The organism is Rhizobium sp. AAP116 (genome assembly GCF_001295785.1).
Taxonomy (GTDB): Bacteria; Pseudomonadota; Alphaproteobacteria; order Rhizobiales; family Rhizobiaceae; genus Allorhizobium.
This window is the reverse complement of the sequence record NZ_LJIB01000043.1, coordinates 156,703-181,971: the sequence shown is the minus strand read 5'-3', so window position 1 is coordinate 181,971 and position 25,269 is coordinate 156,703. Positions and strand designations below refer to the sequence as shown.

Genomic DNA, 25,269 nt, shown 5'->3' with positions numbered 1-25,269 from the left:
CTGCTCGTCACCGCATCGTTAGCTCGCGGCAACACCAGCTTCAAGTAGACACCACATAATCGGTCACAAAATCACAAAATGCCACAGATTCGGATTGACAAGCTCTCTCGCTTGACCCGAGACTGCGGACATACACGCGGTCGTCATCAGATACGAAAAGTACGGGGAACGGCGACCGGGTGCCTTGCCAGATTTAAGCAATCTCAACGGGCTCTACTGGGAGAACTCGAATGCTTCACCATGACCGCATGCCGAGAACTATCGCAGCCGCATTGCTGATGACTGCCGCATTCTTCGTCACACCGACATCAGCGCAGGAATCCACCGATCCGATCAAACTGACATTACATGACTGGACAGGCCAGTTGATCACCACCCAGATCATGGGCGAGGTGTTGAAGAAGGCGGGCTATTCCGTCGAGTTTGTTCAGGCCGACTATCTGGCCCAGTTTGCCGGTCTCGAATCCGGAGACCTCCATGTTGCCATGGAAATCTGGGAAACGACCGGCCGCGAGGCGATGGACGCAGCCACGGCAACGGGCAAGGTCGAAAACCTCGGCGAAACCGGCATGCAAGCCAAGGAAGAATGGTGGTTTCCCGAATACATGAAGGAGAAATGCCCCGGCCTGCCGAACTGGGAAGCTCTGAAGACTGAAGCCTGTGCCGAAGCCTTCTCGACGGCGGAAACAGCGCCGAAAGGCCGCTATCTCGGCGGTCCGGTCACCTGGGGCGGATTTGATGACGAACGTGTCGAAGCGCTCGACCTGCCCTTCGAGGTCGTGCATGCCGGAACCGATGCGGCACTCTTCGCAGAGCTTGAAAGCGCCTATCAGCGTCAGGCACCGATCCTCCTCTGGATCTACGCGCCGCATTGGGCCCCGGCCAAATACAAGGGCGAATGGGTCGAATTCCCGCAATACACCAAGGAATGCTACACCGACGCCGCCTGGGGCTCCAATCCGGACATGGCCTATGATTGCGGCAAGCCCTTCGGTCCGATCTGGAAGGTCGCCTGGTCCGGTTTGAAGGACAAGTGGCCCGGCGCTCATGAGGCCATAAAGGCCTTCAATGTCGGCAACGACGAAATGGGCGCGATGATCACCAAGGTCGATCTCGAAGGCAAGAAGGTCGAGGAAGTCGTCGCCGAATGGGTCGGCGCCAACGAGGCCAAATGGTCGGAATGGATCAAGAAATAGCCGGACTGGCTTCGGTCGCCCGCGCACTCCCTCGGCGCGGGTGACCGTTCTTTCGAGCGGCCCCTGCGGGCTATCCGTCCTGCGATCCAGCGGAACTGCCATGTCGACTGAAGCCAAACTCGTCTGCCGCAATGTCTGGAAGATATTCGGTGCGGGCGCCCGCGATGCCATGTCCTTCAACGATGGCAAGCCTGACGCCGAGACGCTGTTAGATTCCGGCCTGGTCGGCGCCGTCAGGGACGTCAATCTTGCGGTGAGAGCCGGCGAAATCTTCGTGATCATGGGGCTCTCAGGCTCTGGCAAATCAACACTGGTGCGCTGCCTGTCACGACTGATCGAGCCGACATCTGGCGAAATACTCTTCAACGGGGAAAACCTGCTCTCAGCCAGCGAAGCGCGGATGATCGAGATCAGGCGCCATCAGATGGGCATGGTCTTCCAGCATTTTGCGCTACTGCCGCATCTGACGGTGCTCGACAATGTCGCCTTCCCCCTGGAAGTCCAGGGCATAGACCGGCCGACGCGGGAGGGTCGCGCCAGACGCATGGTCGAACTGGTCGGTCTCGCCGGCAAGGAGACCGCCTTCCCGCGCCAACTCTCCGGTGGCCAGCAGCAACGCGTCGGCATTGCCCGCTCGCTCGCGGTCGAACCCGAACTCTGGTTCCTGGACGAACCTTTCTCGGCGCTCGATCCGCTGATCCGACGCGAAATGCAGGACGAATTCCTGCGCCTGCAATCGGTGCTGAAGAAGACCATTGTCTTCATCACCCACGACTTCGACGAAGCGATCCGGCTCGCCGACCGCATCGCGATCATGAAGGATGGCGAGATCGTACAGGCCGGCACCCCCGAAGAACTCGTTCTGGCGCCCGCCACCGATTACGTCGCCGAATTCACCCGCAACGTCGCCCGTTCCAAGGTCGTTAAGGTCGCCTCGCTGATGACGGCCGCAACCGGGCCCCTGCCCGCTGCCACCACATCGCCATCGGCTTCCATCTCGGAAGCCGCACCCCTGTTCGCCTCAGCCGGGGACACACTCGGCGTCGTCGATGCAGATGGCCGGACGGTTGGTCTCCTGCGACGCAGCGATGTCGTTGACGTCATGATGCAGGGCTGAGCCGATGAGCGCGCTATCCGCCCCGCCATTCCACGCCGACGAGACCGGAAGCGCGCCGTCTGGCAAACGCTTCGTGGATATCGCCCTGGCGCTTGCCGCCTTTGCCATGCTCATGGCCTGGTGGCTCGGCCCGTCGATCGGAAAATGGGCCTTCGACTATCCACGCGCCTGGCAAATCCCCGCGGCTCGACACATCAGCGTCTGGATGAAATGGCTGGTCAACGAAGCGAGCTTCGGCCTCTTCTCCTTCACTGATCTCACGCGCTTCATCGCAGACCTCATCGACATTCCCTACACGTTTGCGCTCAGCCTGCTCTCCACCGGCTTCCTCGCGGGCCAGGGATCCGCCGCAGTCCAGATCGTGCCGCCGATATCCTACCTGGGTGTCATCGTGCTCGTCGGTCTGATGGGATTTTATGCTGGTGGCGCCAAGTTGGCGGCACTGGTCGTCACCTGCTTCGGATTCCTCGCCGCATTCGGCCAGTGGTCGAGCGCCATGGTGACGCTCTCCTCCATCCTGGTCGCTGTTCCGATCGGTGTCATTCTCGGCCTTTTACTCGGGCTCGCCGGCTACCGCTTTCCGTGGATAGAACGGGCGATCTCGCCACTTCTCGACCTGATGCAGACCATCCCGATCTTCGCCTATCTCGTGCCGATCCTTTTCCTCTTCGGTTTCGGGCCGACGGCAGCCATCGTCGGGACCATTGTCTACGCCATGCCGCCCATGGTGCGCATCACCTTACTGGGCCTGAGAGCCGTTCCGTCGGAAATCCGCGATCTTGGCCAAATGGTTGGCTGCTCGCGCCGCCAGATGACCTGGAAGGTCATGGTGCCCTCGGCCGCCGACGCGCTGATGGTCGGCGTCAACCAAGTCATCATGCTCTCTCTCAACATGGTGATCATCGCATCGATGATCGGCGCCGGCGGTCTCGGTTTCGACGTGCTGGCAGCCCTCCGCCGTCTCGACATCGGCGCCGGCTTCGAGGCGGGTTTCGCAATCGTCGCACTCGCCGTCGCCCTCGACCGCTTGAGCCAGGCCTTTGCGCGAAAGGCCGGCGTCCCGTCCGTCATAACGACCAGCGACCACAACCTGATGCAGCGCCACCCGTATCTGACTGCAGGCCTTGCCGTGCTCGTCTTCAGCCTCGTCGCAAGCCTGATTTCGCCTGCTGTCGCCACCCTGCCCGACAGCCTCACCCTATCGACCGGCACCTTCTGGAACGAGGTGGTGAAATGGATCAACATCAACTTCTTCGACGCGCTCGAGGCGATCCGCACCACCCTCCTCATCCACCTTCTGGTACCGATCAAGCGCTTCCTGGCCGAGTTGCCTTGGCTGGGTGTCGTCGCCGTGTTGGCCATCGCCGGCTACCGCCTCGGCGGGCTGCGGCTCGCTGTCCTGGCCGCCACGCTCTCCTTCCTGATCGCCGCGACTGGCCAATGGGAAAAGGCGATGGTGACGGTCTATCTCTGTGGCATCGCGGTGATCATCGCCTGCCTGATCGGTATTCCAATCGGCATTCTCGCCGCAGAGCGTGAGCGGCTCTGGCGCTGGCTGCAGGTGGTGATCGACACGTTGCAGACGCTACCTTCCTTCGTTTATCTGATGCCGGCCGTAATGCTCTTCCGTGTCGGCGACTTCACAGCTCTGATCGCCATCGTTGCCTATGCCGTGGCACCAGCGATCCGCTACACGGCACTCGGGATACAGCGCGTCGACCCGAAGGTCGTCGAGGCCGGACGCGCCATGGGGTGCACGCCCTTTCAGATCCTCACCAAGATCAAGTTGAAGCTCGCACTTCCCGAACTCATGCTCGGCCTGAACCAGACGATCATGTTCGCCCTCTCAATGCTCGTGATTACGGCCCTGGTCGGCACCCGCGACCTCGGCCAGGAGGTCTATATCGCTTTGACCAAGGCCGATACCGGCCGCGGCATTGTCGCAGGCCTCGCCGTTGCCTTCATCGCCATCATCGCCGACCGGTTGATCTCTGCCGGCGCTGCTCGTCTGAGGGAGCGGATGGCATGACCGACATCGCCCCGAACCCAGTACTCGAAGATCGCATCGCGTCCCTGCCCTGCTGGACTGGAGCGCTGGAGATCTCCGTGCTCAAGGGCGGCCTCAGCAATGAGAGCTTCCTGGTGGCCGATGCCTCTGGCCGCCACGTCGTGCGCTTCGGGACAGATTATCCCTTCCATCACGTTTCCAGGACCCGCGAACTCATGACGGCCCGCGCTGCCCACGCGGCCGGCTTCGCTCCGAAGGTGGAGTATGCAGAATCGGGCGTTATGGTGTCTGCCTTCCTCGACGCGAAGACGTTTTCGGCAAACGACGTCGCAGCCGAACGCCAGCGCGTGGCGCTCCTTCTCCACCGGTTTCACAAGGAAATGCCACGCCACGTAACCGGTGCGGGCTTCATGTTCTGGCCCTTCCACGTGGTGCGCGACTATGCCCGCACGCTCGAGGCAGGCAACAGCCGGATGATCCCGGAGCTGGCCCGTTACCTGGTGCTGGCCGAGGAGCTCGAAGCCGCGCAGACGCCCTTGCCGATCGTCTTCGCCCATAACGATCTCCTGCCCTCCAACATCCTCGACGACGGCGAAAGGCTCTGGCTGATCGATTTCGAATATGCCGGTTTCTCGACGCCCATGTTCGATCTCGCCGGTGCGACCTCCAATGCCGGCCTGACACCCGACCAGTCGGAAGAGTTCCTCACCGCCTATTTCGGTGGTGTGCCCTCGCCCGAGATCCGCCGCTCGCTCGCCGCCATGCAATGCGCCTCTCTGTTGCGCGAAGCGATGTGGAGCATGACCTCCGAACTCTACCTCGATGCGCCAGGGGCCGACTATGTCGGCTACACGGCCGAAAACCTCACGCGCCTCCAAGAAGCGCTGGACCACTACAACTCAGTCTACGGGAAACATGCGTCATGACCCTGCCCTCCCACGCCCAGATCGTCGTCATCGGCGGTGGCATCATCGGCTGCTCCACCGCCTATCATCTCGCCAAGGATCACAAGGCAGACGTTCTGCTCCTCGAACAGGGCGCCCTCACATCGGGTTCGACCTGGCATGCGGCGGGTCTCGTCGGCCAGCTGCGTTCGTCCGCCTCGATCACCCGCGTGCTGAAATATTCGGTCGAGCTCTACAAAGGGCTGGAAGCCGAAACCGGGCTCGCAACGGGCTGGAAGATGACGGGCTGCCTGCGGCTTGCCACCAATCAGGATCGCTGGACCGAATTCAAGCGCCTCGCCACGACGGCCGGGAGCTTCGGTATGGAGATGCATCTCGTTTCCCCCGAAGAGGTGAAGCGGATGTGGCCGCTGATGAATGTCGATGATCTCGTCGGTGCGAGCTGGCTGCCGACGGACGGTCAGGCGAGCCCCTCTGACATCACCCAGTCGCTGGCCAAGGGCGCCCGCATGCATGGCGCGAAGATCGTCGAAAACGTTCGGGTCATCGGCTTCGAGATGAAGGACGGCCGGATCACAGCTGTGAAAACCACGCTGGGCGACGTCGCCTGCGAAAAGGTCGTCAACTGTGCCGGCCAATGGGCGCGCCAGGTCGGCGAAATGGCGGGCATCAACGTGCCTCTACAGGCGGTCAAGCACCAGTATATCATCACCGAGAAGATCGACGGCCTTTCGACCGACGCACCGACCATCCGCGACCCTGACAGGCGGACCTACTACAAGGAAGAGGTTGGCGGCCTTGTCATGGGCGGATATGAGCCCAATCCGCAACCCTGGCTTACTGGCGACCTGCCGAATGACTGGGCCTTCCGCCTGTTCGATGACGATTACGACCATTTCGAACAGCACATGATCCAGGCCGTCGAACGCGTACCAGCTCTGGAGACGGTCGGCGTCAAGCAGATGATCAATGGTCCGGAGAGCTTCACGCCCGACGGCAACTTCATTCTCGGCGCAGCCCCCGAATGCAAGAACATGTTCGTCGGCGCCGGGTTCAACGCCTTCGGCATCGCGTCCGGCGGAGGCGCCGGCTGGGTGCTGGCGCAATGGGTGGTCGACGGCGAAGCGCCGCTCGATCTCTGGGTCGTCGACATCAGGCGTTTCGCCGGCATGCATCGCGACCGCCAATGGGTCTGCGACCGCACGCTGGAGGCCTATGGCAAACACTACACAATTGCCTTCCCGCACGAGGAATATGAAAGCGGCCGCCCGCGTCTTGTCTCTCCGCTCTACGACCGCTTGAAGGCATCAGGCGCCGTCTTCGGCTCAAAGCTCGGCTGGGAGCGCCCCAACTGGTTCGCACCATCAGGCATGGCACCGAAGGACGTTTACTCCATGGGCCGGCAGAACTGGTTCGGGCCCGTTGGCGACGAGCATCGCCACGTGCGCGAGGCGGTCGGGCTGTTTGACCAGTCGTCCTTTGCGAAATACGAGCTTTCAGGTCCCGATGCCCTCAAGGCACTCGACTGGATATGCGCCAACGACGTGAACAAGCCCGTCGGTCGCCTGACCTACACACAGCTTCTGAACACGCGGGGGGGCATCGAGGCGGACTTGACCGTCGCGCGCTTCGCCGAAGACAGATTCTACATCGTCACCGGCACCGGCTTCCGCACCCATGACTTCGGTTGGATATCAGATCATATTCCGGCCGGTCTGGACTGCACGCTCTCCGACATTACCGAAGACTGGGGCACGCTGTCGCTGATGGGACCAAGGGCCCGCGAAGTACTCGCCGGCGTCACCGCCGCAGATGTGTCGAATGCGGCATTCCCCTTCGGCCATGTGCGAGAAATCGGGATTGCCGGCGCCACCGTTCGGGCGCTCCGGGTCACCTATGTCGGCGAACTCGGCTGGGAACTGCACATACCGATCGCCGCACTCGGAGAAGTTTATGATGTCCTGATGGCAGCGGGCAAAACCCATGACATCCGCCCCATCGGTTATCGCGCACTGGAATCCCTGCGCCTCGAAAAAGCTTACCGTGCCTGGAGCTCCGACATCACGCCGAACGACACGCCCTTCGAGGCTGGACTCGGCTGGGCGGTGAAACTCCGCAAGAACACCGATTTCCTTGGTCGCCGAGCGCTGGAAGGCCTTGCCGGTCAGCCGCTCAAGAAACGGTTCATGGGCTTCACCGTCGACGACCCATCGATCGTGATCGCGGGACGCGAGACGATCCTCAGGAACGGCGAGGCCGTCGGCTACCTGACCAGCGGCGGCTATGGCTACACGCTCGGCCGAAACATTGGCTACGGCTATGTTCGCAACACTGAGGGCGTTAGCGACGACTATCTGAAGAGCGGAACTTACGAGCTCGTGGTTGCGGCGGAAAAGACGCCGGCCACCCTTCACTTCGGGCCGATCCTCGACCCGGCCATGGACAAGATCAAAGCCTGAGGTTTCGATATGTCATTTCGCGCGGATCGTCACGTCCACATCCTCATCATCGGCGGTGGGGCCATCGGCACGTCCGTCGCCTACCACCTCGCCCGCGACGGCGCGAGGGATGTCCTGCTGGTCGAAAAGGCCATGCTCACCCATGGCTGCACCTGGCATGCGGCAGGCCTCGTCGGCCAGCTTCGCGGCAAGCGCAATCTGACCCGGCTGATGCAAAATTCCGTCGCGGTCTTCGATCGCCTGGAACAGGAAACGGGCCAGCACATTGCCTGGAAGAAGGTGGGCTCGCTCAGGCTTGCCGGAAGTCCTGAGCGCTGGAGCGAAATTCGCCGTTCGATGACCCAGGCAAAAAGCTTCGGCGTCGAATGCTACTCCCTCTCCGCTGAAGAGGCAGCGAACCGTTTCCCTTACATCGTCAAGGAGGGCATCGAGGGTGCCGCCTTCATACCCGGCGACGGCTATATCGATCCCTATTCCCTGACCATGGCCTATGCCAAGGGCGCGCGGATGAACGGCGTGAAGATCGAGGAAGGGGTGACGGTCGAGGAGATTGTCATCGAGAACCGCCGGGCCGTCGGCGTGGTGACGAATGGCGGGACGATCTCCTGCGATATTCTCGTCAATTGTGCCGGCCTCTGGGCGAAACGCGTCGGTGAGATGGCCGGCGTCCCGCTCGCGGCAGGCGTCGTGGAGCACCAGTATTTCCTCACCGAAAAAAAGCTCACTCTACCCCCGGATCTCACCACCCTGCGCGATCCCGACAACAATTTCTATCTGAAGCCGGACACCGGCTCCTTCGCCATCGGCGGCTGGGAGGATGGCACCAAGGGTTGCTGGCGTGGCAAGCCGCCGCTCGATTTCGGTCGCGAACTGTTCGAGCCGAACTGGGACCGGTTGGAGCTCTTTGCCCTGCCGGCCGCGACCCGCATTCCCGCCCTCAACGAGATCGGCATCCAGACGGTGATCAACGGCCCGATCCCCGTCTCCTTCGACGGCGAGCCGATCATGGGGCTTGCCCCGGGCCTCGACAATTTCTACGTCGCCTGCGGCTTCACCGCGGGCATCGCGGCCTCTGGCGGAGCCGGCCTTGCGCTTTCCAATCTCATCCTGCACGGCGATGCCGGCATGGATCTCTGGCCTTTCGACGTCCGTCGCTTCGGCGCTGTCCATGCCCAGGGACGTTATCTGGAAGAACGCGCCATCGAGGCTTACGGCGCCTACTACAAGGTCCATTGGCCAGGCGAGGAAGCGCAGGCCGTCCGAGGTCTGCGCCGACCGCCGCTGCACGATGTCCTGGCGAGAAATGGCGCCGTCTTCGGCTCGAAATTTGGTTGGGAACGGCCCAACTGGTTTTCGCAAGCGGGGCCGGAAGCCAGGGACATCCCCTCATTCGAGGGCAAGCCGAACTGGTTCGACGCGGTCGGAGACGAGGTCAAGGCGATCCGCGAGCGGGTGGCGCTCATCGATCAATCGTCCTTCTCCAAGTTCGAAATCAGCGGTCCCGGCGCTTGGGCTGCCATGCAGCGGATCGCGGCCAATGATCTGTCCGGCCCGCCGGGCAAGGCCGTGTACACCCAGCTCTGCAACGAGCGCGGCGGCATCGAGGCTGATGTGACGATCGTCCATCTCGCCGACGACCTCCTCTACCTGATCACCGGATCCGGCTTCGGCGTCCGAGACGGTAACTGGGTTTCCCGCCACCTGCCGGCAGGCGTCTGCCTGCGCGACGTCACAAATCGCTTCGCCACCCTCAACATCTGCGGACCGCGGGCGCGTGACGTCCTGCAAAGCATCTCCGACGACGACCTCTGCAATGACGCGCTGCCCTTTCTGACCGCAAGACGCATCGACATCGGCTCAGCCACCGCGCTTGCGGTCCGCATCGGTTATGTCGGCGAACTCGGCTATGAACTCTATATCGACCAGGAATACGCCTCCCATGTCTACGATACACTGAAAACGGCCGGACAAGCCTCAGGCATCGCCGATGCCGGATACCGGGCCATCGATGCGGCCCGCATGGAAAAGGGCTATCTCTACTGGTCCGGCGACATCACGCCCGACTACAATCCGTATGAGGCTGGTCTCGGCTTCTGCGTCGCGCTCAACAAAGGCGACTTCATCGGCCGGGAGGCCCTGGCGACGATCAAGGCGGACGGCGTGAAGCGCAGGCTCGTTTCCTACACCGTCGACGGCTTCGCCCCCTTCCACGGCGGCGAGGCGGTTCTACTCGACGGCAAGGTCGTGGGCTCCACGGCCAGCACCGGTTACGGATATACGCTCGGCAAGACCATTGCCTTCGGTTACCTGCCAACTGAGATTGCCACAGGCGAGCACTTCCAGATCGAGGCCTTCGGCAGGACCTATGAAGCCCGCCGGGGCGCCCGCACCCTCTATGATGCGAAGATGGAGAGGCTGAAGGCATGAACGAAGAGACCGAGATCGCGCTCGCCCGGGAAACAGTGAAGACGATCCCCCTGCTGGCCGGTCATGACGGCCCGATCGAACGCCTGGGCGGCCTCACCAATCTGGTATTCCGCGTTGGGGACCACTGCCTGCGCATCCCTGGCAAGGGCACAGAGGAATACATTGATCGCGCCAACGAGATGATGGCGACAGAGGCAGTCGCCTTTGCCGGTGTCGGCCCGGACATTCTCTTTGCGGACGCGACAAGCGGCATCTTCGTCTCCCGTTTCCTGGATGGGGCCGCGACCATGACACCGGAGCGGTTTCGGTCGCGAGCCGGCGCCCCTGCCAGGGCAGGCAAGGCCTTTCGCAAACTGCATGACAGTGGCGCCATCTTCCCTGCACGCTTCGAACTCTTCGCGATGATCGACAGCTACCTCGGCATCCTCGCCACGAAGGATGTCGACCTGCCGGAAGGATATCATGACGTCCTAAGCGAGGCGGAGGCGGTGCGGGCAGCGCTATCGGCCCATCCGCTGCCGAATGTCGCCTGCCACTGCGATCCGCTTTGCGAAAACTTCCTCGACAGTGGTGAGCGCATGTGGATCGTCGACTGGGAATATTCCGGCATGAACGACCCCATGTGGGATCTCGGCGATCTCTGCGTCGAAGGCGGTTTCGGGCCGGAGCAGGAGGAAGAAATGATCCTTGCTTATTTCGGCGGTGAGCCCACTGCCGCCGAGCGTGGGCGCATCATCATATATAAGGCAATGTGCGACCTTCTATGGACACTCTGGGGCTTAATACAGCTCGCAAACGACAATCCTGCAGACGACTTCCGCAGTTATGCCGATAGGCGCTTCGCCCGTTGCAGAGCTCTGATGGGTACAAGCCTCTTCGCCGAGGCATTAGAGGCGGTTGCGACGTCCAAGTCGGCCGACACATGACAGCCCAAAAGGGTCTTTTGCCCAACGGTTATCGACAGACTCTCCGATACTGAACCATCACAAAACGCGGGAGACGCGGGCATCCGACGGCAACTGGATCAGCGCGTCCTGATGTGGAGAAGGCTCCAGCCCTTGCACTGGTAGCGCGATAGATCTGTCTGCAGTCTTGTTTAAAGCAAGGCTTACGGCCCCTCGGCAATCATCTCAGCCTGTGCGATCGGCGTTCGTCGACTATGAAAAATTTCGGCCCGTCGCTCGAATGTTTTCCTGCCTTTCTTTAGACCCATCAAGGCGGGCGCGATGCTGCCGAAAGCCTCATCTTCCAAAGTGGCATCAAGAACGATCAGATCTGCGAAATGGCCCGGCGCGATGCCGTAGGCGTCGATACGCATCAGGCGCGCGGCATCGCCCGTGATCATATCGAGGCATTGGGAGAAACCTTCGGGTCCTATGTGCATGAGGTTTGCGTAGAGATTGGCCATGCGAAGCAAAGAACAATCCCCGTAAGGCGTGAACGGGTTCATCACGTTGTTCGTCGCAATCGACGTCGTAAGACCTCGGTCCGCCAACAGGTGCACAGGTGCAACGCCGCGTACGGCACGAAACCCCTTGTCGCGCCCGTTCAGATAGAGATCTGTCGAAGGCAGGGCGGTCACCGCAACGCCGGCGGCCAATAGCTGGGTGACATGCCGCTCGAAGAGCGCCTCCTCCATTGCAGCCAGCTTGGTGACGTGTCCGATCGCCACCCGCCCCTGCCAGCCCTTGGCTTCCGTCAAGCGACAGATGTCATCCATATGGGTCCAGCTTGGATCAAGATCGAAATCGAGGTGGAAGTCGAGATCGACGTCATGGCTCTCTGCCATGTCAAACAGACGCTCCATATGCGCTCTAGGATCGCTGTCCGTATAGGGGCAGCCGCCGAGCAGATCCGCGCCACTGTCTAGCGCCTGCTCCAGCAATGCCTCGGTGCCGGGATCGTTAAACAGGCCCTCCTGCGGAAAGACGCAGACAGAGAGGTCGATGGCAAAGGCATAGTCGCGCTTCAGCCGCTGGATAGCAGCAAGGCTTCGCAGACCGACACGCGGATCGACCTCCACATGCGTGCGCATGTGCATGGTGCCTTGCAGGATAGCCATTTCGATGGTTCGGGCACCACGGCGATAGACATCTTCTTCCGTGAATTCCTGCTTCCGCCGCGACACTGCAGCAACTGCGCCTTTCAACCCTCCCCCAACACCCCTGCAGCATGCAAGAAGACAGGATTTGTCCAGATGCACATGGGTGTCGACGAAGCCCGGCAAAACGAGACGGCCACCGACATCCTCTACGACATGAGCTTTATCTTCCCCGCGCTGCGCAACAGGAATGATCGCGGCAATGCGCCCATCACGGATGCCGATGTCCGTCAGGGCCACGCTCCCCTGCAGGGCGGCGTTCCGGATAAGGGTATCGAAGGCGGGAATGGAACTCATGCTTGAAGCCAAAATAGGAATTGAATAGAGAAACTGTATGCAGTTTAATGTCGATCATGGCAACAGACGGGGATAAAAAATGAACGACCTTGCGCAGCGCGACCTTCAGGCAGTCAAAGATTACCTGGAGGCCTCCATGGCGCCGGACCCCGTACGGGCAGCCCGATATGTGGATGCAAGCTTCGTCTGCAGGTTCACAGGCAACCGGGTGTTCGATAGCCCAAGCGGTCCCACGGGCTTCAACGCCACTCGCTACAAATGGGTGAAGAAGCGCATCGAGCGCTATGACGTCGTGCCAGGCGACGGCGAGACGATCGTCTACAGCCTCGGCTACCTATACGGCGAATGGCCGGATGGGCAACGCTTCGACAACAATCGCTATGTCGACCGCTTCGTCGTGCGCAACGGGCTCATCGTCGAGACCGACGTATGGAACGACAGTGCCGAATGGATCCTCGACCCCTCCTGTGCACGGCAATGAGATGCAGGTGTGGACAGTTTCAATCGGCGTAGGGAGCAAGGATATTCATCAGATCCCTGCTTCTGGCGCCTGAGCTTTGCAACAGCGCCCGAGATGCGACAGCCTCCAGATGCTCATCCATCAACATGCAGGCCCGCTCGGCGGGTCCCTGCTGGATGGCGTCGATCAACTCCAAATGCTCGCTGACGGCGCAGTCGGAGGAATGAGGACGCGCAAAGGCGGACAGGGACAGGCCGGCGCGGTAGCAGATCTCTGTCACGTAGCGAATGAGTATGGGCTTGCCAGTCATCTCCGCAAGCCGGACATGGAATTCCGTCGCCAGCCGAATTGACGTGCCTTCTGCGCCATGGCGCGCTTCGTGCTCTGCCTCGACAATCGCCTTCAACTGCTTGACTTGGGTGTCCGTCAGCTTACCCGCGAGATGACGCACCACCTGACGCTCAAGGTCGACCCGGATGTCGAAAATATCTCTGGCATCCTCGAAGGAAGGCGTCGCCACGACGGCGATCCGATTACGCCTCAAATCCACCAGACCTTCGGCTGCCAGCTGACCAAGCGCGTGCCTGGCGATCGTGCGGCTGACGCCAAAACGTTCACCAAGTGCATCTTCGGGCAGCCGGTCGCCCGGCAAGAGCGCGCGCTCGATAATCGCCGTGCGCAGAGCATGACAAATGCCCTGCACGCGATCGATTTCGCTCCGCGGCTGACGCTTTTCAGATGCCATGACGGGCTCCCTTCATGCTGCTCTGGATAATCCACCCAAACCGCTTTTTCAACTCGCCCTGATGCTGCCATAGCAAGCAAATTGCACAATTTAATTGCATGCACTTTTCGCATGGACATTTTACGAAAATGAAACTGCTATGATTTCCGGACTTCGCCTTCAGTGAGCCGATTTGGCACGCCTGTTGCATACAGTTTCGCAACAACTGAAGGTGAGGTGCATGATCGATTTTTCAGACGCGAGAGACAGGCATCCCGTGGCGGTGGAGCTGTCGCAGGCGGCCGTATCCTTTGGCCGCGGAGAAAGAGCCGTCGCGGCCCTGCAGGAAACGAGCCTCAAGATTGCCGAGGGCGAGTTTCTCGCACTCGTCGGCCCGTCCGGCTGCGGCAAGTCTACAATCCTGAAACTGGCCTCCGGCCTTTTGCAGCCGAGCAGCGGTGCGGTGATCGTCGGCGGCAAGGAAGTCAGCGCCAAGGCTCTGCGCATCGGCATGGCCTTCCAGAACCCAACGCTCCTTCCCTGGCTGACCATCGAACGCAACGTCATGCTGCCTTTGAAGATCGTGCGCCCGTTCCGCTCGCAGTACCGTTCCAAGAAGAATACGGAGTACCGCGATCGCGTCCACACCCTTCTGGCAGACGTCGGGCTACAGCGCTTCGCAAACCACTACCCCTGGCAGCTGTCCGGGGGCATGTTGCAGCGCGCCAATCTTTGTCGTGCCCTGGTCCATGAACCGAGCCTTCTCCTGCTCGACGAACCCTTCGGAGCGCTCGACCAGTTCACCCGCGAGGAGCTCTGGGCGACGATGCAGTCGCTCTGGATGAAGCGCAAACCGACGGTTCTGCTGGTGACGCATGACCTCAAGGAAGCCGGCTTTCTGGCATCGCGCATCTGCGTGATGAGCGCCCGTCCCGGCAGGGTCATCGACGACAGCACCGTCGACTTCGCCCGCCCCCGAACGGTCCCGATGACCTTCGAGCCGGAATTCACGGCGCTTAACCAGCGCCTGCGCGAGCTGATCATCGATGCCCGCACCGACGTCGCTGAGGAGGCCTGAGATGTCCTACACCATTCGCCGCCGCTTCTGGGCAGCATTCCTAATCTTCGCCTTCTTCGGCCTCTGGGAAATCCTCTGCATCGCGCTGCAGGTTTCCGACCTCGTCCTGCCACGCCCCTCGCAGGTCATGACGACGCTGGTGGACCGTTTCGATGTCCTCTGGCCGCATATCCTGCAGACACTGTGGACGACGATGGTGGGCTTCCTCCTCGGCGTCACGGTCGGCCTGCTGATCGGGGCTTGTATCGGCACCTCCAGGATTGCCTATGATACGGCCTATCCCCTGCTGATCGGCTTTTCCTCGATCCCCAAGGTGGCCGTTGTTCCGATCTTCGTTCTCTGGTTCGGATCCGGTTCCGTGCCGGCGATCCTGACGGCGCTGGCCATGTGCTTCTTCCCGATCGTCGTCAACATCGCGACGGGACTGGCCACGACCGAGCCTGAACTTGAGGACGTACTGAAATCGATGGGCGCCAGCAAGCTGGACATCCTGTGGAACGTCGGCCTGCCGCGCACCATGCCCTTCTTCTTTGCCTCTCTGAAAATCGCCGCGACCTTTGCCTTCGTCGGCTCCGTTCTGTCGGAGACAGTCGCCTCCAATCGCGGCATCGGCAACGTCATGATGACGGCATCCTCGAATTTCGACGTGCCGCTGGTATTTGCGGGACTGTTCATTCTCGCAGTGCTCGGCGTGCTTCTCTACGCCGCCTTCTCTCTCGTCGAAATGCGTGTCGCCGGCTGGGCGAACCGCCGCAACGATCTCACCACCACCGCCTGACCCCTCGAACAATCGGAGCTCAACATGCTGAAGACATTTCTCTCCACCGTCGCTCTTGGCCTTTGCCTCAACAGCGCGGCGCTTGCCGACACCGCCATCAAGTTTACGCTGGGTTGGAAGACGCAAGGATCGGACGCTGCCTTTCTGCTCGCCAAGGAAGCAGGCTACTTTGAAGCGGAAGGTCTCGACGTGACCATTGACCAAGGCGAGGGCTCGGCGGCCACCGTCACGCGCATCATGTCGGGTACCTATGATGCCGGCTTCGGCGACATCAACGCCATCATCCAGAATGCCGCGACCCGCCCCGATGAAGCCCCGGTCATGGTCTACCAGCTCTGGAACAAGCCGCCCTTCGCGATCGTCAGCAAGAAGGAGACCAATATCACTACGCCGGCAGACCTCGTCGGCAAGACGCTCGGCGGCGCACAGGGAACACCGACCACGCGCCTGGTGACGGTCCTCGCCACGCTCAACAAAGTCGACCTGGCTCAGGTCAAGATCGACAACATGGGTCCGAACCTGCAGGAACCCATGCTGATCAAGGGCGATATCGACGGCGCACTGGTGTTCAACATCACCAGCTGGTTCAACCTCATCAACAACCGCCAGGATCCGGCAAAGGACTATAACTGGCTGCTGTTCGGTGATCACGGTCTCGACCTCTACTCGAACGGCCTCATGGTGTCGCAGAAGCTGATCGCCGAGAACCCGCAGGCGGTTGCCGGTCTGGTCCGCGCGGTCAACAAGGCTGCAATCGAAATCGGGCTCGACACCGAAAAGGGCATGGATTCCGTCGTCGCTTACGACAACCTCGTCAAGCGTGACCTGGAGCACGACCGCCTCAAATTCTCCTACGAGAACCTGATCGTCTCCCCGGAAGTCGAAAAGCTCGGACTGGGCGATCTCGATGACAGCCGCCTTTCTCGCTCCATCGACATCGTGGCCGAAGGCTATCAGCTGCCGTCCAAGCCGACGGCCGAGCAGGTCTTTGACCGCCAGTTCCTGCCGCCGCTCGAAGAGCGCAAGCTCACCTACACGATCAACTGATCCAATGGCCCGGCCGGCGGCATCCTGCCGCCGGCCACAAATCCCGCGCGAGCAAGATACATGCAGCCAACACGTGCCCACCGATTGGAATCAGGGATGGTTGTGAGCCCTTACCCGCTCGCAACGGAAGCCGGCAGGGCCGTGCTGGCACGCGGAGGCAACGCGATCGAAGCGGCAGTCGCAGTTGCCGCAGTGCTCGCGGTGGTCATGCCCCATTTTTGCGGCCTGGGCGGCGATGCCGTCTGGTTGGTCTGCGACCGGGAGGGGCGCCGCCGCTGCTTCCTCGGAATAGGCCAGGCTGCTGCCGGGGTCACCGTTCCGAAAGACGCCATTCCAGCGCGCGGCCCATCCTCCATGCTGACCTCCGCCTGCGCTGTCGACAGCTGGGGACATGCCCTCGCCTTCAGCGCTGCGAACTGGGCCGGTCGGGAAAGCTTCGCGGATCTGATGTCTCCCGCGATCGAACTGGCCGATGGCGGCTATATACCAAGCGCCTCCCAGGATTTTTGGCTCGACTTTCGCGGGCAAGAGCACCCCGTATGGCCCGGATTTGCAGCAATCTTCGACCATCGCAGCGACGCGGGACTGTTGCGCCAGCCTCAGCTGGCTGCAAGCCTGCGGTCCCTTGCGAACGAAGGATACCGGAGCTTCTATGATGGCTGTCTGGCGGAAGCGATCGCCGACGGCCTGGCGAAAGTAGGCTCGCCGCTCAACAAAGCGGATCTGGCAGCCACCCGCACGCGTGAAGTCGATCCGCTGGCGCTGGATTATCGCGGAACGCTGCTGCTGGCGCCGCCGCCCCCAACGCAGGGCTGCTCGACGCTTGCCATCATGGGCATTCTCTCCCGGTTTGATCTCGTAGAGACGACCCCAGGAACCGCCGCCCGGATCCATCTGCTTGTCGAGGCGACCAAGCAGGCTTTCCTGAAGCGTTCATCGATCGCCGATCCGGATTTCGATACTGGAAAGCATGACCCGGCCGCAGCCATGCTCGAAACAGGCACGCTCGACGCCGCAGCGGGCAGGATCGATCCCGCATCCGCCATGGCGTGGCCTCATCCGGTCAACAGCGCAGATACCGTCTTCTTTGCCGTCACGGACCCTCAGGGACGTTGTGCCAGCCTGCTTCAGAGCACCTATTTCGATTGGGGCAGTGGCGTCATCGTTCCCGGGACAGGCATCCTCTGGCAAAATCGCGGCGCAGCCTTTTCGACTGAACCCGGCCACCCGAATTGCCTGGCGCCCGGCAAGCGGCCCTTCTACACCCTCAACCCGGGTATCGCGATCCGGGACGGCGAACCCTATCTGCTCTACGGCACGCAGGGCGCCGATGGTCAGCCGCAGACGCTGTCTGTGCTACTGACCAGCCTGCTCGACGACGCCATGACACCCGAGCTGGCGCTGGCCCAGCCACGTTTCCTCCTGGGACGAACCTTCTCCGACAGCCGTGACAGCCTGAAGATCGAGGGATCGATTCGGCCTGAAGAGGCCGAAGCACTTTCGGCCCTCGGCCATGAAGTCGCGATGCTCCCTGCCCTTTCACCGATTTTCGGACAGGCAGGCGTGATCCGGCTGTCTGAAAATGGCAGTGTGGAAGGTGCCCATGATCCACGCGGCAACGGCTCAGCGGCGAGTGTTGCCTTATCGCCGGATCAGAACCGATGACCCATTCAGGAGAGCTCTACGCCACCCACACGATCGGCGAGCCTCGGGGCCCGCAACAGAATCGTCGCATCCGCTGGAAAGACGGGGTCATTACGGCTGTGGAAGACGCCAGCCCTGCAACGGCGGGGAACCAGCGCACGCTGGTAATCCCTGCACTGGCCAATGCCCATGATCATGCGCGGCCACTGCCAATGTCATCCTTCGGAACCGCCTTCCTGCCCCTGGAGGCGTGGCTGCCGCGCACGATCCTTGCCACGCCGTCGGATGCCTACAAGGCCGCCGTGGCACCGCTCGCGCGCGCAGCACTGTCTGGCTGCGGCGCGGTCATGGTACACTATACGCGGCCAAGCGGCAAACTCGATCCAGTCGAGGAAGCCTGCGAAGTTGCAAGGGCCGCACGGGACGTCGGTGTCAGGATTGCCTTTGCCCCGGCGCTGAGAGACAAAAATCCGCTCGTCTATGGTGACGAAACGGCCCTGCTCGACAAGCTTCCGGCCAGCACCGCGGCTCTGCTGCGGGAGACCTTTTGCCGGCCACCCCAATCTCCCGAGCGCCTGATCGAGACAACGGAACAGATCGCGGAAGCCATCCAGGGACCGATGGTCGACGTGCAGTTTGGACCGGCTGGCGTGCAATGGTGTAGCGATGAACTGCTCCAGGCGATCGCGCGACGGTCTGCCGAAACCGGCCGCAGAGTTCATATGCATCTCCTCGAGACACCCTATCAGAGGCGGTGGTCGGATCTCACGTTTCAGCAAGGGATCGTCACCTATCTGAAGGAAATCGGCTTGCTCTCGCCGCGACTGACCCTTGTGCATTGCGTCCACGCCCGCCCGCACGAACTGGACATGATTGCGGAGGCAGGTTGCCGCATCGTCACGAACTCCGGATCCAATCTGCATCTCCGTTCAGGGCTCGGACCCGTCGCCAGCGCTTGGCAGCGAGGCTGTCATGTCGCGATCGGTGTGGATGGTCAGGCCTTCGACGAGGACGACGACATGATCCGCGAGATCCGTCTCGCAAATGCCCTGCACGGCGGGATGGGCTTTACGCAGAGCTGGTCGCGGCAGGACTTCCTGTTGCAAAGCATTGCTCATGGACGGCAAGCGATCGGCATGTCCGGGACCGGCAAGATTGCAGTCGGAGAACCGGCCGATTTTCTTGAGCTCGACTATGACCGCCTCGATCGGGACAGGATCATGGAGCTTGAGCCTGTCGACCTGTTCTTTGCACGCGCAAATGCACGACATGTGCTGCAGGTGATCGTGGCGGGAAAGACCATCGTCGCGCAAGGACGTTTACCCGGCATAGACCTCGATGCCCTGGAAAACGAATTGCGCAGCAGCTACCGACAATCTGTCCGACGATTTGAGACATTGCGTCGGGACTGGCCCCTCATCGAGACGGCGCTCGCTGAGTGGAACCAAGCCTATAATGGCTGCTGCTAGCCAGGCCGGCGCTTTAGTGGAGGCCGTTCTTTCGGAGTCGGTACTCGAGCTTCGCACGCGAGATGCCAAGGCTGCGGGCGGCGGCAGAGACATTGCCACGATGGGTGGTGAGGGCTTGACGGTAGAGATCGAGCTCGGCCGCTTTGATGTGTGAAGAAGATTGCAGAAAATCCGGAGTGACTGCTGCAGGTGACAGGGTGACCTGGCCATAGGTCAAGCGTCCTTCACGTGTCAGCGACGGATGGGACGGGGCCAGTGGTTCATTGGCTGTGAATATGTGCTGCAGATCGATAAACCCGCCCGGATCGGCAAAGATCACGCCGCGCTCGATCAGATTTTGCAGTTCGCGGATATTGCCCGGAAAATCATAGGCGAGCAGCGCATCCATGGCGCGGCGGGTCAGGCCTACCACTTGGCGGCGGTGCCGCTCGCGGAACAGACGCAGGAAATGGTCGACGAGCAGGGGAATGTCGTCCCGCCGCTCGCGAAGCGGCGGAATGGAAATCGGGAAGACGCAAAGACGGAAATAGAGGTCCTGGCGGAAGCGCCCCGTCCGCACCTCGTCGGCTAGATCGACGTTCGAGGCGGCGATAATCCTGACATCCGCCGCCACCGTTTTCAAACCGCCGACACGCTCGATGACCCGCTCCTGGATGGCACGAAGCAACTTGCCCTGCGCGGCATACGCCAGTGATGCGATCTCGTCGAGGAAGAGCGTTCCGCCCGCCGCGCGCTCGAAATAGCCCGGTCGGGACGCTACAGCGCCGGTAAAAGCGCCCCTCTCGACGCCAAAGAGTTCCGATTCTACCAATGTGTCGGGAATGGCCGCGCAGTTGAGTGCGACAAACGGCTTGGTCGAGCGCTGGCTAAGCCGATGCAACTGCTGGGAAAACAGTTCTTTGCCGACACCGGATTCCCCGACCAGCAGAACCGTAGCCTCCGTGTCGGCCACCTTCTCCACCATCAGCCGCGCACGCAGGAAACTGGCGGAAACGCCCACGACCGGGTCGCCACCGGTGCTCGCCGTCGGGTTCGCCGAGGCGGGATCACCGCTTCGTTGCGTTTTCTCCGAGCGGCTGCGCGAAGTGCGCCGCGATCGTGGCCATTCGAGGCCGAGATACGCTCGTTCGGGTGCGTCCTCTCCCCATTCTTCGGCGTTCTGGCCAACGACATAACAGCGTGACGCCCCCATGCCCGAGCACTCCATCTCGCGAAAAATCACAGGCCGGCCGAAGAGCGTGCTGGTGTAGCCGCTGGGATAGCCGGTCTGCATCCAGCAGACGGGCTCGCTTGCCAGACCATGATGAACGATGTGTTCGCCCGCTTCGGAGGAATCGTACCAATAGAACTCGCCGAAATAGCGTCCCTTATCGCTGTCGAATTCGAACTGCTTGGTCTCGACCTTGACGAAACCCTCCAAGGTATGGACGCGCGGTCCTGCGGCGAGAGCATGAGTGAGATCCTGATGCGGAAAGCGTTTCAGGATCAGCTCGGCATCCCGGACGCCCTGCATGTAGCCAACACGCATGAAGATGCCTTTTGCCGCCTCCATGCCGAAGGCCTCGATGATCTCCTGACGCAATCGACCGAGAACCTGGCTCTGCATCAGAACCATGCGCTGGTCGTTGAGCCAGATCCGGCCGTCGCCCAAGGCAAAATGCAGTGCCTCGGTCAGTTCCGACAGTGTCGGCGAGGCACCTGTATCGAGCTCGCTGAACGCCCCCTTGGACAACATCTTGCCCGTCGACTTCGACACATCGGCCAGAGAAACGAGCTTAGGCGGTTTGGTAGGGGTCATATCGGCTTCATGCGTTTTCAGGTTTTTTCCATGATTTCACCATTTGATGAAATCTGCAATCCAAGTCGACGCTGGAAGCAATTTCGAATGAATGCCAGCTATTCCATTGTAGTTTCGAGATTTTTCGAAGCCCAGAAGTGACATGCAACTGCCAAGGCAGCAACTGGCACATCCCTTGCGATGACTTGTTCGAGCCACTTGAGGAGGTGGTACGGAGGACGCATCGATCAGCTGAGATGGGATGAGCGGCTCAACACGGGCCGACCTCATGACGGCGAAGCTGTGCGCGGACCTCCCCAACCAAGGGAACTGGAGGCCCTGAACCAATGAATGTGCACGCGCCCAATTTTCTGGACACCGCTCGCTGGGGCGGGCTGGCCTATATCTCCGAGTGGCAGGAGACCATGGCAGGAACGCTCAATGTGACCGATCCCGCCAATGGCAATGTCCTGGCAGCCGTCGGCCTCTGCGGCCCGGCCGATGTCGCCCGCGCGGCAAAACAGGCCAAAGCCGCACAGAAGGCATGGGCCAAGACCTTGCCGGCTGAGCGTGCGGCGATCCTCAATCGTGCCGCTGACCTTTTGGAGCAAAACGGTCAGGAACTGGCGGCCTGGATCATGCAGGAATCCGGCTCCATCCATCCGAAAGCGATGATCGAGATCGAACACGGCGCACTCTTCATCCGCCATGCCGCATCGCTGGCAACCCAGCCGTCCGGCATGTTTTTGCCTGGCATGGATGATCGGACCAACTATGCCCGGCGCGTGCCGCATGGCGTGGTCGGCGTGATCTCTCCGTTCAATTTCCCGCTCGTTCTGTCCGTACGCTCGATCGCGGCTGCAATCGCGCTTGGAAATACTGTGGTGCACAAGCCGGATCCGCGAACGCCGATCTCCGGCGGCATCATCATCGCCCGCATCTTCGAAGAGGCTGGCCTTCCCAAGGGCGTCCTGCATGTCGTGCCTGGTGGCGCGGATGCCGGTGAAGCCCTCTGCAGCGATCCGAACATTGCCATGGTCTCCTTCACCGGCTCGGCACGTGGTGGCTCCAAAGTGGGTGAGATCTGCGGCCGTCACCTCAAGCGCGTCCAGCTCGAACTCGGCGGCAAGAATGCACTCGTCATTCTCGATGACGCCGATCTTGATGTGGCAGCCTCCAATGCCGCCTGGGGCACCTTCCTGCACCAGGGCCAGATCTGCATGGCAACCGGGCTGATCCTGGTTGATGAAAAGATCGAGACTGCTATCACCGAGCGGCTTGTCAGCAAGGCACAACACCTGCCAGCCGGCGATCCCTCGACCAAGCAGGTGGCGCTCGGCCCGATCATCTCCGACAGCCAGGTCGAAGCGATCCAGAAGATCGTTGACGATGCCGTGGCTAAGGGGGCGAAGCTGCTCGCCGGTGGCACCCATGACGGTCGCTTCTATGCCGCAACCGTGCTCTCGGACGTCAAGCCGGGCATGCTGGCCTTTGAGGAAGAGATCTTCGGGCCTGTCGCCTGCATCGTCTCGTTCAAGACGGATGAGGAAGCGGTAGAGCTCGCCAATCGATCGGACTATGGGCTGGCGGCTGGCGTCATCTCGAACAATCTCGGACGCGCCATGGCCGTCGGAGACGAGTTGAATGTCGGACAGCTCCACATCAACGACCAGACGGTCAATGGCGGTCCCTATGCGCCCTTCGGCGGTCGAGGAAAGTCCGGCAACGGCACCCGTGTCGGCGGCCCGGCAGACATCGAAGAGTTCACCCAGTGGCAGTGGGTCTCGGTGAAAAAGACCGCGACACCCTATCCGTTCTGATCACCTCGCTCCCCAACCGAGCATCGGATCACCGTCCGCCTTGATGGCGGACGGATTTCATCCACACAAAACCCAGGGAACAAGACCATGACCCTTGCAGGAAAAACAATTGTCATCACAGGCGTCTCTTCGGGCATCGGCGGTGAAGTCGCCCGCCTCGCCCGCTTTCGCGGCGCAACCGTCATCGGTGTCGATCGCAACGACGCCATGCTGACACTCGACGGCTTCATCAAGATCGATCTCGCCGATCCGGCCGCCATCGACGCAGTGCTTGCCCAGTTCCCCGCCCGCATCGACGCGCTCGTCAATGCTGCGGGCGTTCCCGGCACCGCCGACAAAGACCTCGTGGCCCGTGTCAACTATCTCGGTCTTCGGCATTTGACCGAAGCCTTGATCGAGCGCATGCCAAAAGGTTCCTCCATCGTCAACTTCGCCTCGATCCTCGGTGCAGAATGGCCAAAGCGCATCGAGCAGCATAAGGTGCTCGCCGACACCAAGAGCTTCGCCGAAGGCCAAGCCTGGCTTGCAGCGAACCCGGTCGCGCAGGAAACCTGCTACCAGTATTTCAAGGAGGCCCTGATCGTCTGGACCATGAAGCGCAGCCAGGCCCTGTTCATGGAGCACGACATCAGGATGAATTCGGTGGCCCCCGGTCCCGTGTTCACCCCGATCCTCGGCGACTTCGTGACCATGCTTGGCCAGGAACGTGTCCAGGCAGACTCCCACCGGATGAAACGCCCGGCGCTGGCCGATGAAATCGCAGGGCCCGTACTCTTCCTCTGCTCGGAAGATGCCCGGTGGGTGAATGGGGTGAACCTGCCGATCGATGGCGGTCTTGCAGCAACCTACACCTGATCGCCGGGTTTCATCTGGCTCTTTGCCGAAGGAAGCCTGACCGGACCGGCTGCTGAACCTATTTTCCAGGCGTCTGCTGAGAGGACGTGAGCACCGGCTCCGGCGCTTCAAGGATGAACCGCCGCGCCAGCCACGCACAGAGCATCAACTGGATCTGGTGAAAGAGCATCAGCGGCAGCACGATTGCGCCAACCGACTGGCCGGCGAAGATGACGCCGGCCATCGGCACACCACTTGCCAGACTTTTCTTCGAGCCACAGAAGATCGCGGTGATCCGGTCCTCCCGGCTGAAGCCGAACAGCTTCGATCCGAACGCCGTAATCAACAGCACGGCGACAAGCAGGGCGACATCGAGACCGATCACCAAGGCCAGGTCCGCGGTGGAGAATTCAGTCCAGATGCCCTCGATTACGGCATTGGAGAAGGCGAGATAGACGACCATCAGGATCGAACCGCGATCGACGGGCGCAAGCAGGGACTTGCGCGCCCGGATCCAGTTGCCGATGAAGGGCTGCAACAACTGGCCAAGGACGAAGGGTAGAAACAGTTGCAGCATGATCTTCCAGATCATGTCCAGCGACACCCCGACATGACCTCCCGCTGAAAAGAGTACCGCAACAAGCGCCGGCGTCAGGAACATGCCTAGAATGTTTGACGCAGAAGCAGCACAGATCGCGGCCGGCACATTGCCTCCGGCGATCGATGTGAAGGCGATGGAGGATTGCACTGTCGATGGCAAAACGCAGACATAGAGAAGGCCAAGATAGAGCGCCGGCGGGATCAACCACGGCGATAGGAACCCCATCAAGAGACCGAGCAGCGGAAAGACCACGAAGGTGACCGCGAGAATGAAGCTCTGGAGCCGCCAGTGCAGGAAGCCCGCGACGACCACATCGGTCGAAAGGCGTGCGCCATGCAGGAAGAAAAGCAGCGCAATCGCCAAACTGGTCGCTAGCCCAAACCATTCCGCAGGCTTGCCGGAAATCGGCAATAACGTCGCAAGCACGACCATGGCTATGAGCAGCAGGGTAAAGGTATCGGGAAGAAAGCGTTTCATCTGAGGGATCCAGCTGGACAGAGTCTTGAGACTAGTTATCGTTAAATCCG

At 61.3% G+C, this 25,269-nt stretch carries 20 protein-coding genes; 16 read left to right on the top strand and 4 right to left on the bottom strand.

What is annotated here, in order from left to right:
• Positions 1 to 278 precede the first annotated feature (278 nt).
• From IP85_RS20975 to IP85_RS20945, 7 genes are all read left to right on the top strand, one after another.
• Positions 279 to 1,196: an ABC transporter substrate-binding protein gene (locus tag IP85_RS20975; RefSeq protein ID WP_245280925.1), complete on the top strand. Its 918-nt coding sequence runs from the start codon at positions 279 to 281 to the stop codon at positions 1,194 to 1,196.
• A gap of 100 nt (positions 1,197 to 1,296) precedes the next feature.
• On the top strand, positions 1,297 to 2,313 hold the full coding sequence (locus IP85_RS20970) for a betaine/proline/choline family ABC transporter ATP-binding protein (protein ID WP_054151603.1): 1,017 nt from the start codon (positions 1,297 to 1,299) through the stop codon (positions 2,311 to 2,313).
• A gap of 4 nt (positions 2,314 to 2,317) precedes the next feature.
• Positions 2,318 to 4,342 carry an ABC transporter permease subunit gene (locus IP85_RS20965; protein WP_054151602.1) on the top strand — a complete coding sequence of 675 codons (2,025 nt, stop codon included), beginning with the start codon at positions 2,318 to 2,320 and terminating at the stop codon, positions 4,340 to 4,342.
• Positions 4,339 to 5,247 carry a phosphotransferase family protein gene (locus tag IP85_RS20960; RefSeq protein WP_054151601.1) on the top strand — a complete coding sequence of 303 codons (909 nt, stop codon included), beginning with the start codon at positions 4,339 to 4,341 and terminating at the stop codon, positions 5,245 to 5,247. The genes IP85_RS20965 and IP85_RS20960 overlap by 4 nt, the downstream gene beginning before the upstream one ends.
• Positions 5,244 to 7,685, top strand: a complete 2,442-nt coding sequence (locus tag IP85_RS20955; RefSeq protein ID WP_054151600.1) for an FAD-dependent oxidoreductase — start codon at positions 5,244 to 5,246, stop codon at positions 7,683 to 7,685. Before IP85_RS20960 ends, IP85_RS20955 begins: the two co-directional genes overlap by 4 nt.
• Before the next feature lie 9 nt (positions 7,686 to 7,694).
• The gene (locus IP85_RS20950) at positions 7,695 to 10,112 is read left to right on the top strand and encodes an FAD-dependent oxidoreductase (protein WP_054151599.1); all 2,418 of its coding nucleotides are present in this window, start codon (positions 7,695 to 7,697) and stop codon (positions 10,110 to 10,112) included.
• The gene (locus IP85_RS20945; protein ID WP_054151598.1) at positions 10,109 to 11,038 is read left to right on the top strand and encodes a phosphotransferase family protein; all 930 of its coding nucleotides are present in this window, start codon (positions 10,109 to 10,111) and stop codon (positions 11,036 to 11,038) included. The genes IP85_RS20950 and IP85_RS20945 overlap by 4 nt, the downstream gene beginning before the upstream one ends.
• A 182-nt stretch (positions 11,039 to 11,220) precedes the next feature.
• Here IP85_RS20945 and IP85_RS20940 read toward each other — a convergent pair whose 3' ends face one another.
• The gene (locus IP85_RS20940; protein WP_245280924.1) at positions 11,221 to 12,405 is read right to left on the bottom strand and encodes an amidohydrolase family protein; all 1,185 of its coding nucleotides are present in this window, start codon (positions 12,403 to 12,405) and stop codon (positions 11,221 to 11,223) included.
• On the opposite strand from IP85_RS20940, the gene IP85_RS22590 reads away from it, so the two are divergent.
• Positions 12,310 to 12,516: a hypothetical protein gene (locus tag IP85_RS22590; RefSeq protein WP_245280927.1), complete on the top strand. Its 207-nt coding sequence runs from the start codon at positions 12,310 to 12,312 to the stop codon at positions 12,514 to 12,516. The two genes, IP85_RS20940 and IP85_RS22590, sit on opposite strands and share 96 nt — an antisense overlap.
• Before the next feature lie 73 nt (positions 12,517 to 12,589).
• Positions 12,590 to 12,991, top strand: a complete 402-nt coding sequence (locus IP85_RS20935; protein WP_054151596.1) for a hypothetical protein — start codon at positions 12,590 to 12,592, stop codon at positions 12,989 to 12,991.
• Positions 12,992 to 13,010: 19 nt separating this feature from the next.
• Here IP85_RS20935 and IP85_RS20930 read toward each other — a convergent pair whose 3' ends face one another.
• On the bottom strand, positions 13,011 to 13,715 hold the full coding sequence (locus IP85_RS20930) for a GntR family transcriptional regulator (RefSeq protein WP_054151595.1): 705 nt from the start codon (positions 13,713 to 13,715) through the stop codon (positions 13,011 to 13,013).
• A 220-nt stretch (positions 13,716 to 13,935) separates the two neighbouring features.
• Between IP85_RS20930 and IP85_RS20925 the strand changes: the two genes are divergently transcribed.
• From IP85_RS20925 to IP85_RS20905, 5 genes are all read left to right on the top strand, one after another.
• On the top strand, positions 13,936 to 14,772 hold the full coding sequence (locus IP85_RS20925) for an ABC transporter ATP-binding protein (protein ID WP_054151594.1): 837 nt from the start codon (positions 13,936 to 13,938) through the stop codon (positions 14,770 to 14,772).
• A gap of 1 nt (position 14,773) precedes the next feature.
• Entirely contained in the window at positions 14,774 to 15,550 is a 777-nt protein-coding gene (locus tag IP85_RS20920) for an ABC transporter permease (RefSeq protein ID WP_054151593.1), read from the top strand.
• 24 nt (positions 15,551 to 15,574) lie between these two features.
• Positions 15,575 to 16,597, top strand: coding sequence for an ABC transporter substrate-binding protein (locus IP85_RS20915; RefSeq protein ID WP_054151592.1), 1,023 nt, complete (start codon positions 15,575 to 15,577; stop codon positions 16,595 to 16,597).
• A 96-nt stretch (positions 16,598 to 16,693) separates the two neighbouring features.
• Positions 16,694 to 18,262 carry a gamma-glutamyltransferase gene (locus tag IP85_RS20910; RefSeq protein ID WP_054151591.1) on the top strand — a complete coding sequence of 523 codons (1,569 nt, stop codon included), beginning with the start codon at positions 16,694 to 16,696 and terminating at the stop codon, positions 18,260 to 18,262.
• Positions 18,259 to 19,710: an amidohydrolase family protein gene (locus IP85_RS20905; protein ID WP_054151590.1), complete on the top strand. Its 1,452-nt coding sequence runs from the start codon at positions 18,259 to 18,261 to the stop codon at positions 19,708 to 19,710. Before IP85_RS20910 ends, IP85_RS20905 begins: the two co-directional genes overlap by 4 nt.
• A gap of 13 nt (positions 19,711 to 19,723) precedes the next feature.
• Here the strand turns inward: IP85_RS20905 and IP85_RS20900 are convergent, their stop codons facing one another.
• The gene (locus IP85_RS20900) at positions 19,724 to 21,508 is read right to left on the bottom strand and encodes a sigma-54-dependent Fis family transcriptional regulator (protein WP_082347863.1); all 1,785 of its coding nucleotides are present in this window, start codon (positions 21,506 to 21,508) and stop codon (positions 19,724 to 19,726) included.
• 326 nt (positions 21,509 to 21,834) lie between these two features.
• Here IP85_RS20900 and IP85_RS20895 point away from each other — a divergent pair, with 326 nt between their 5' ends.
• Positions 21,835 to 23,307 carry a benzaldehyde dehydrogenase gene (locus IP85_RS20895; protein ID WP_054151589.1) on the top strand — a complete coding sequence of 491 codons (1,473 nt, stop codon included), beginning with the start codon at positions 21,835 to 21,837 and terminating at the stop codon, positions 23,305 to 23,307.
• An 87-nt stretch (positions 23,308 to 23,394) separates the two neighbouring features.
• Positions 23,395 to 24,162, top strand: a complete 768-nt coding sequence (locus tag IP85_RS20890; RefSeq protein ID WP_054151588.1) for a coniferyl-alcohol dehydrogenase — start codon at positions 23,395 to 23,397, stop codon at positions 24,160 to 24,162.
• A gap of 58 nt (positions 24,163 to 24,220) precedes the next feature.
• Here IP85_RS20890 and IP85_RS20885 read toward each other — a convergent pair whose 3' ends face one another.
• Entirely contained in the window at positions 24,221 to 25,219 is a 999-nt protein-coding gene (locus tag IP85_RS20885) for a bile acid:sodium symporter family protein (protein ID WP_054151587.1), read from the bottom strand.
• Positions 25,220 to 25,269 lie beyond the last annotated feature (50 nt).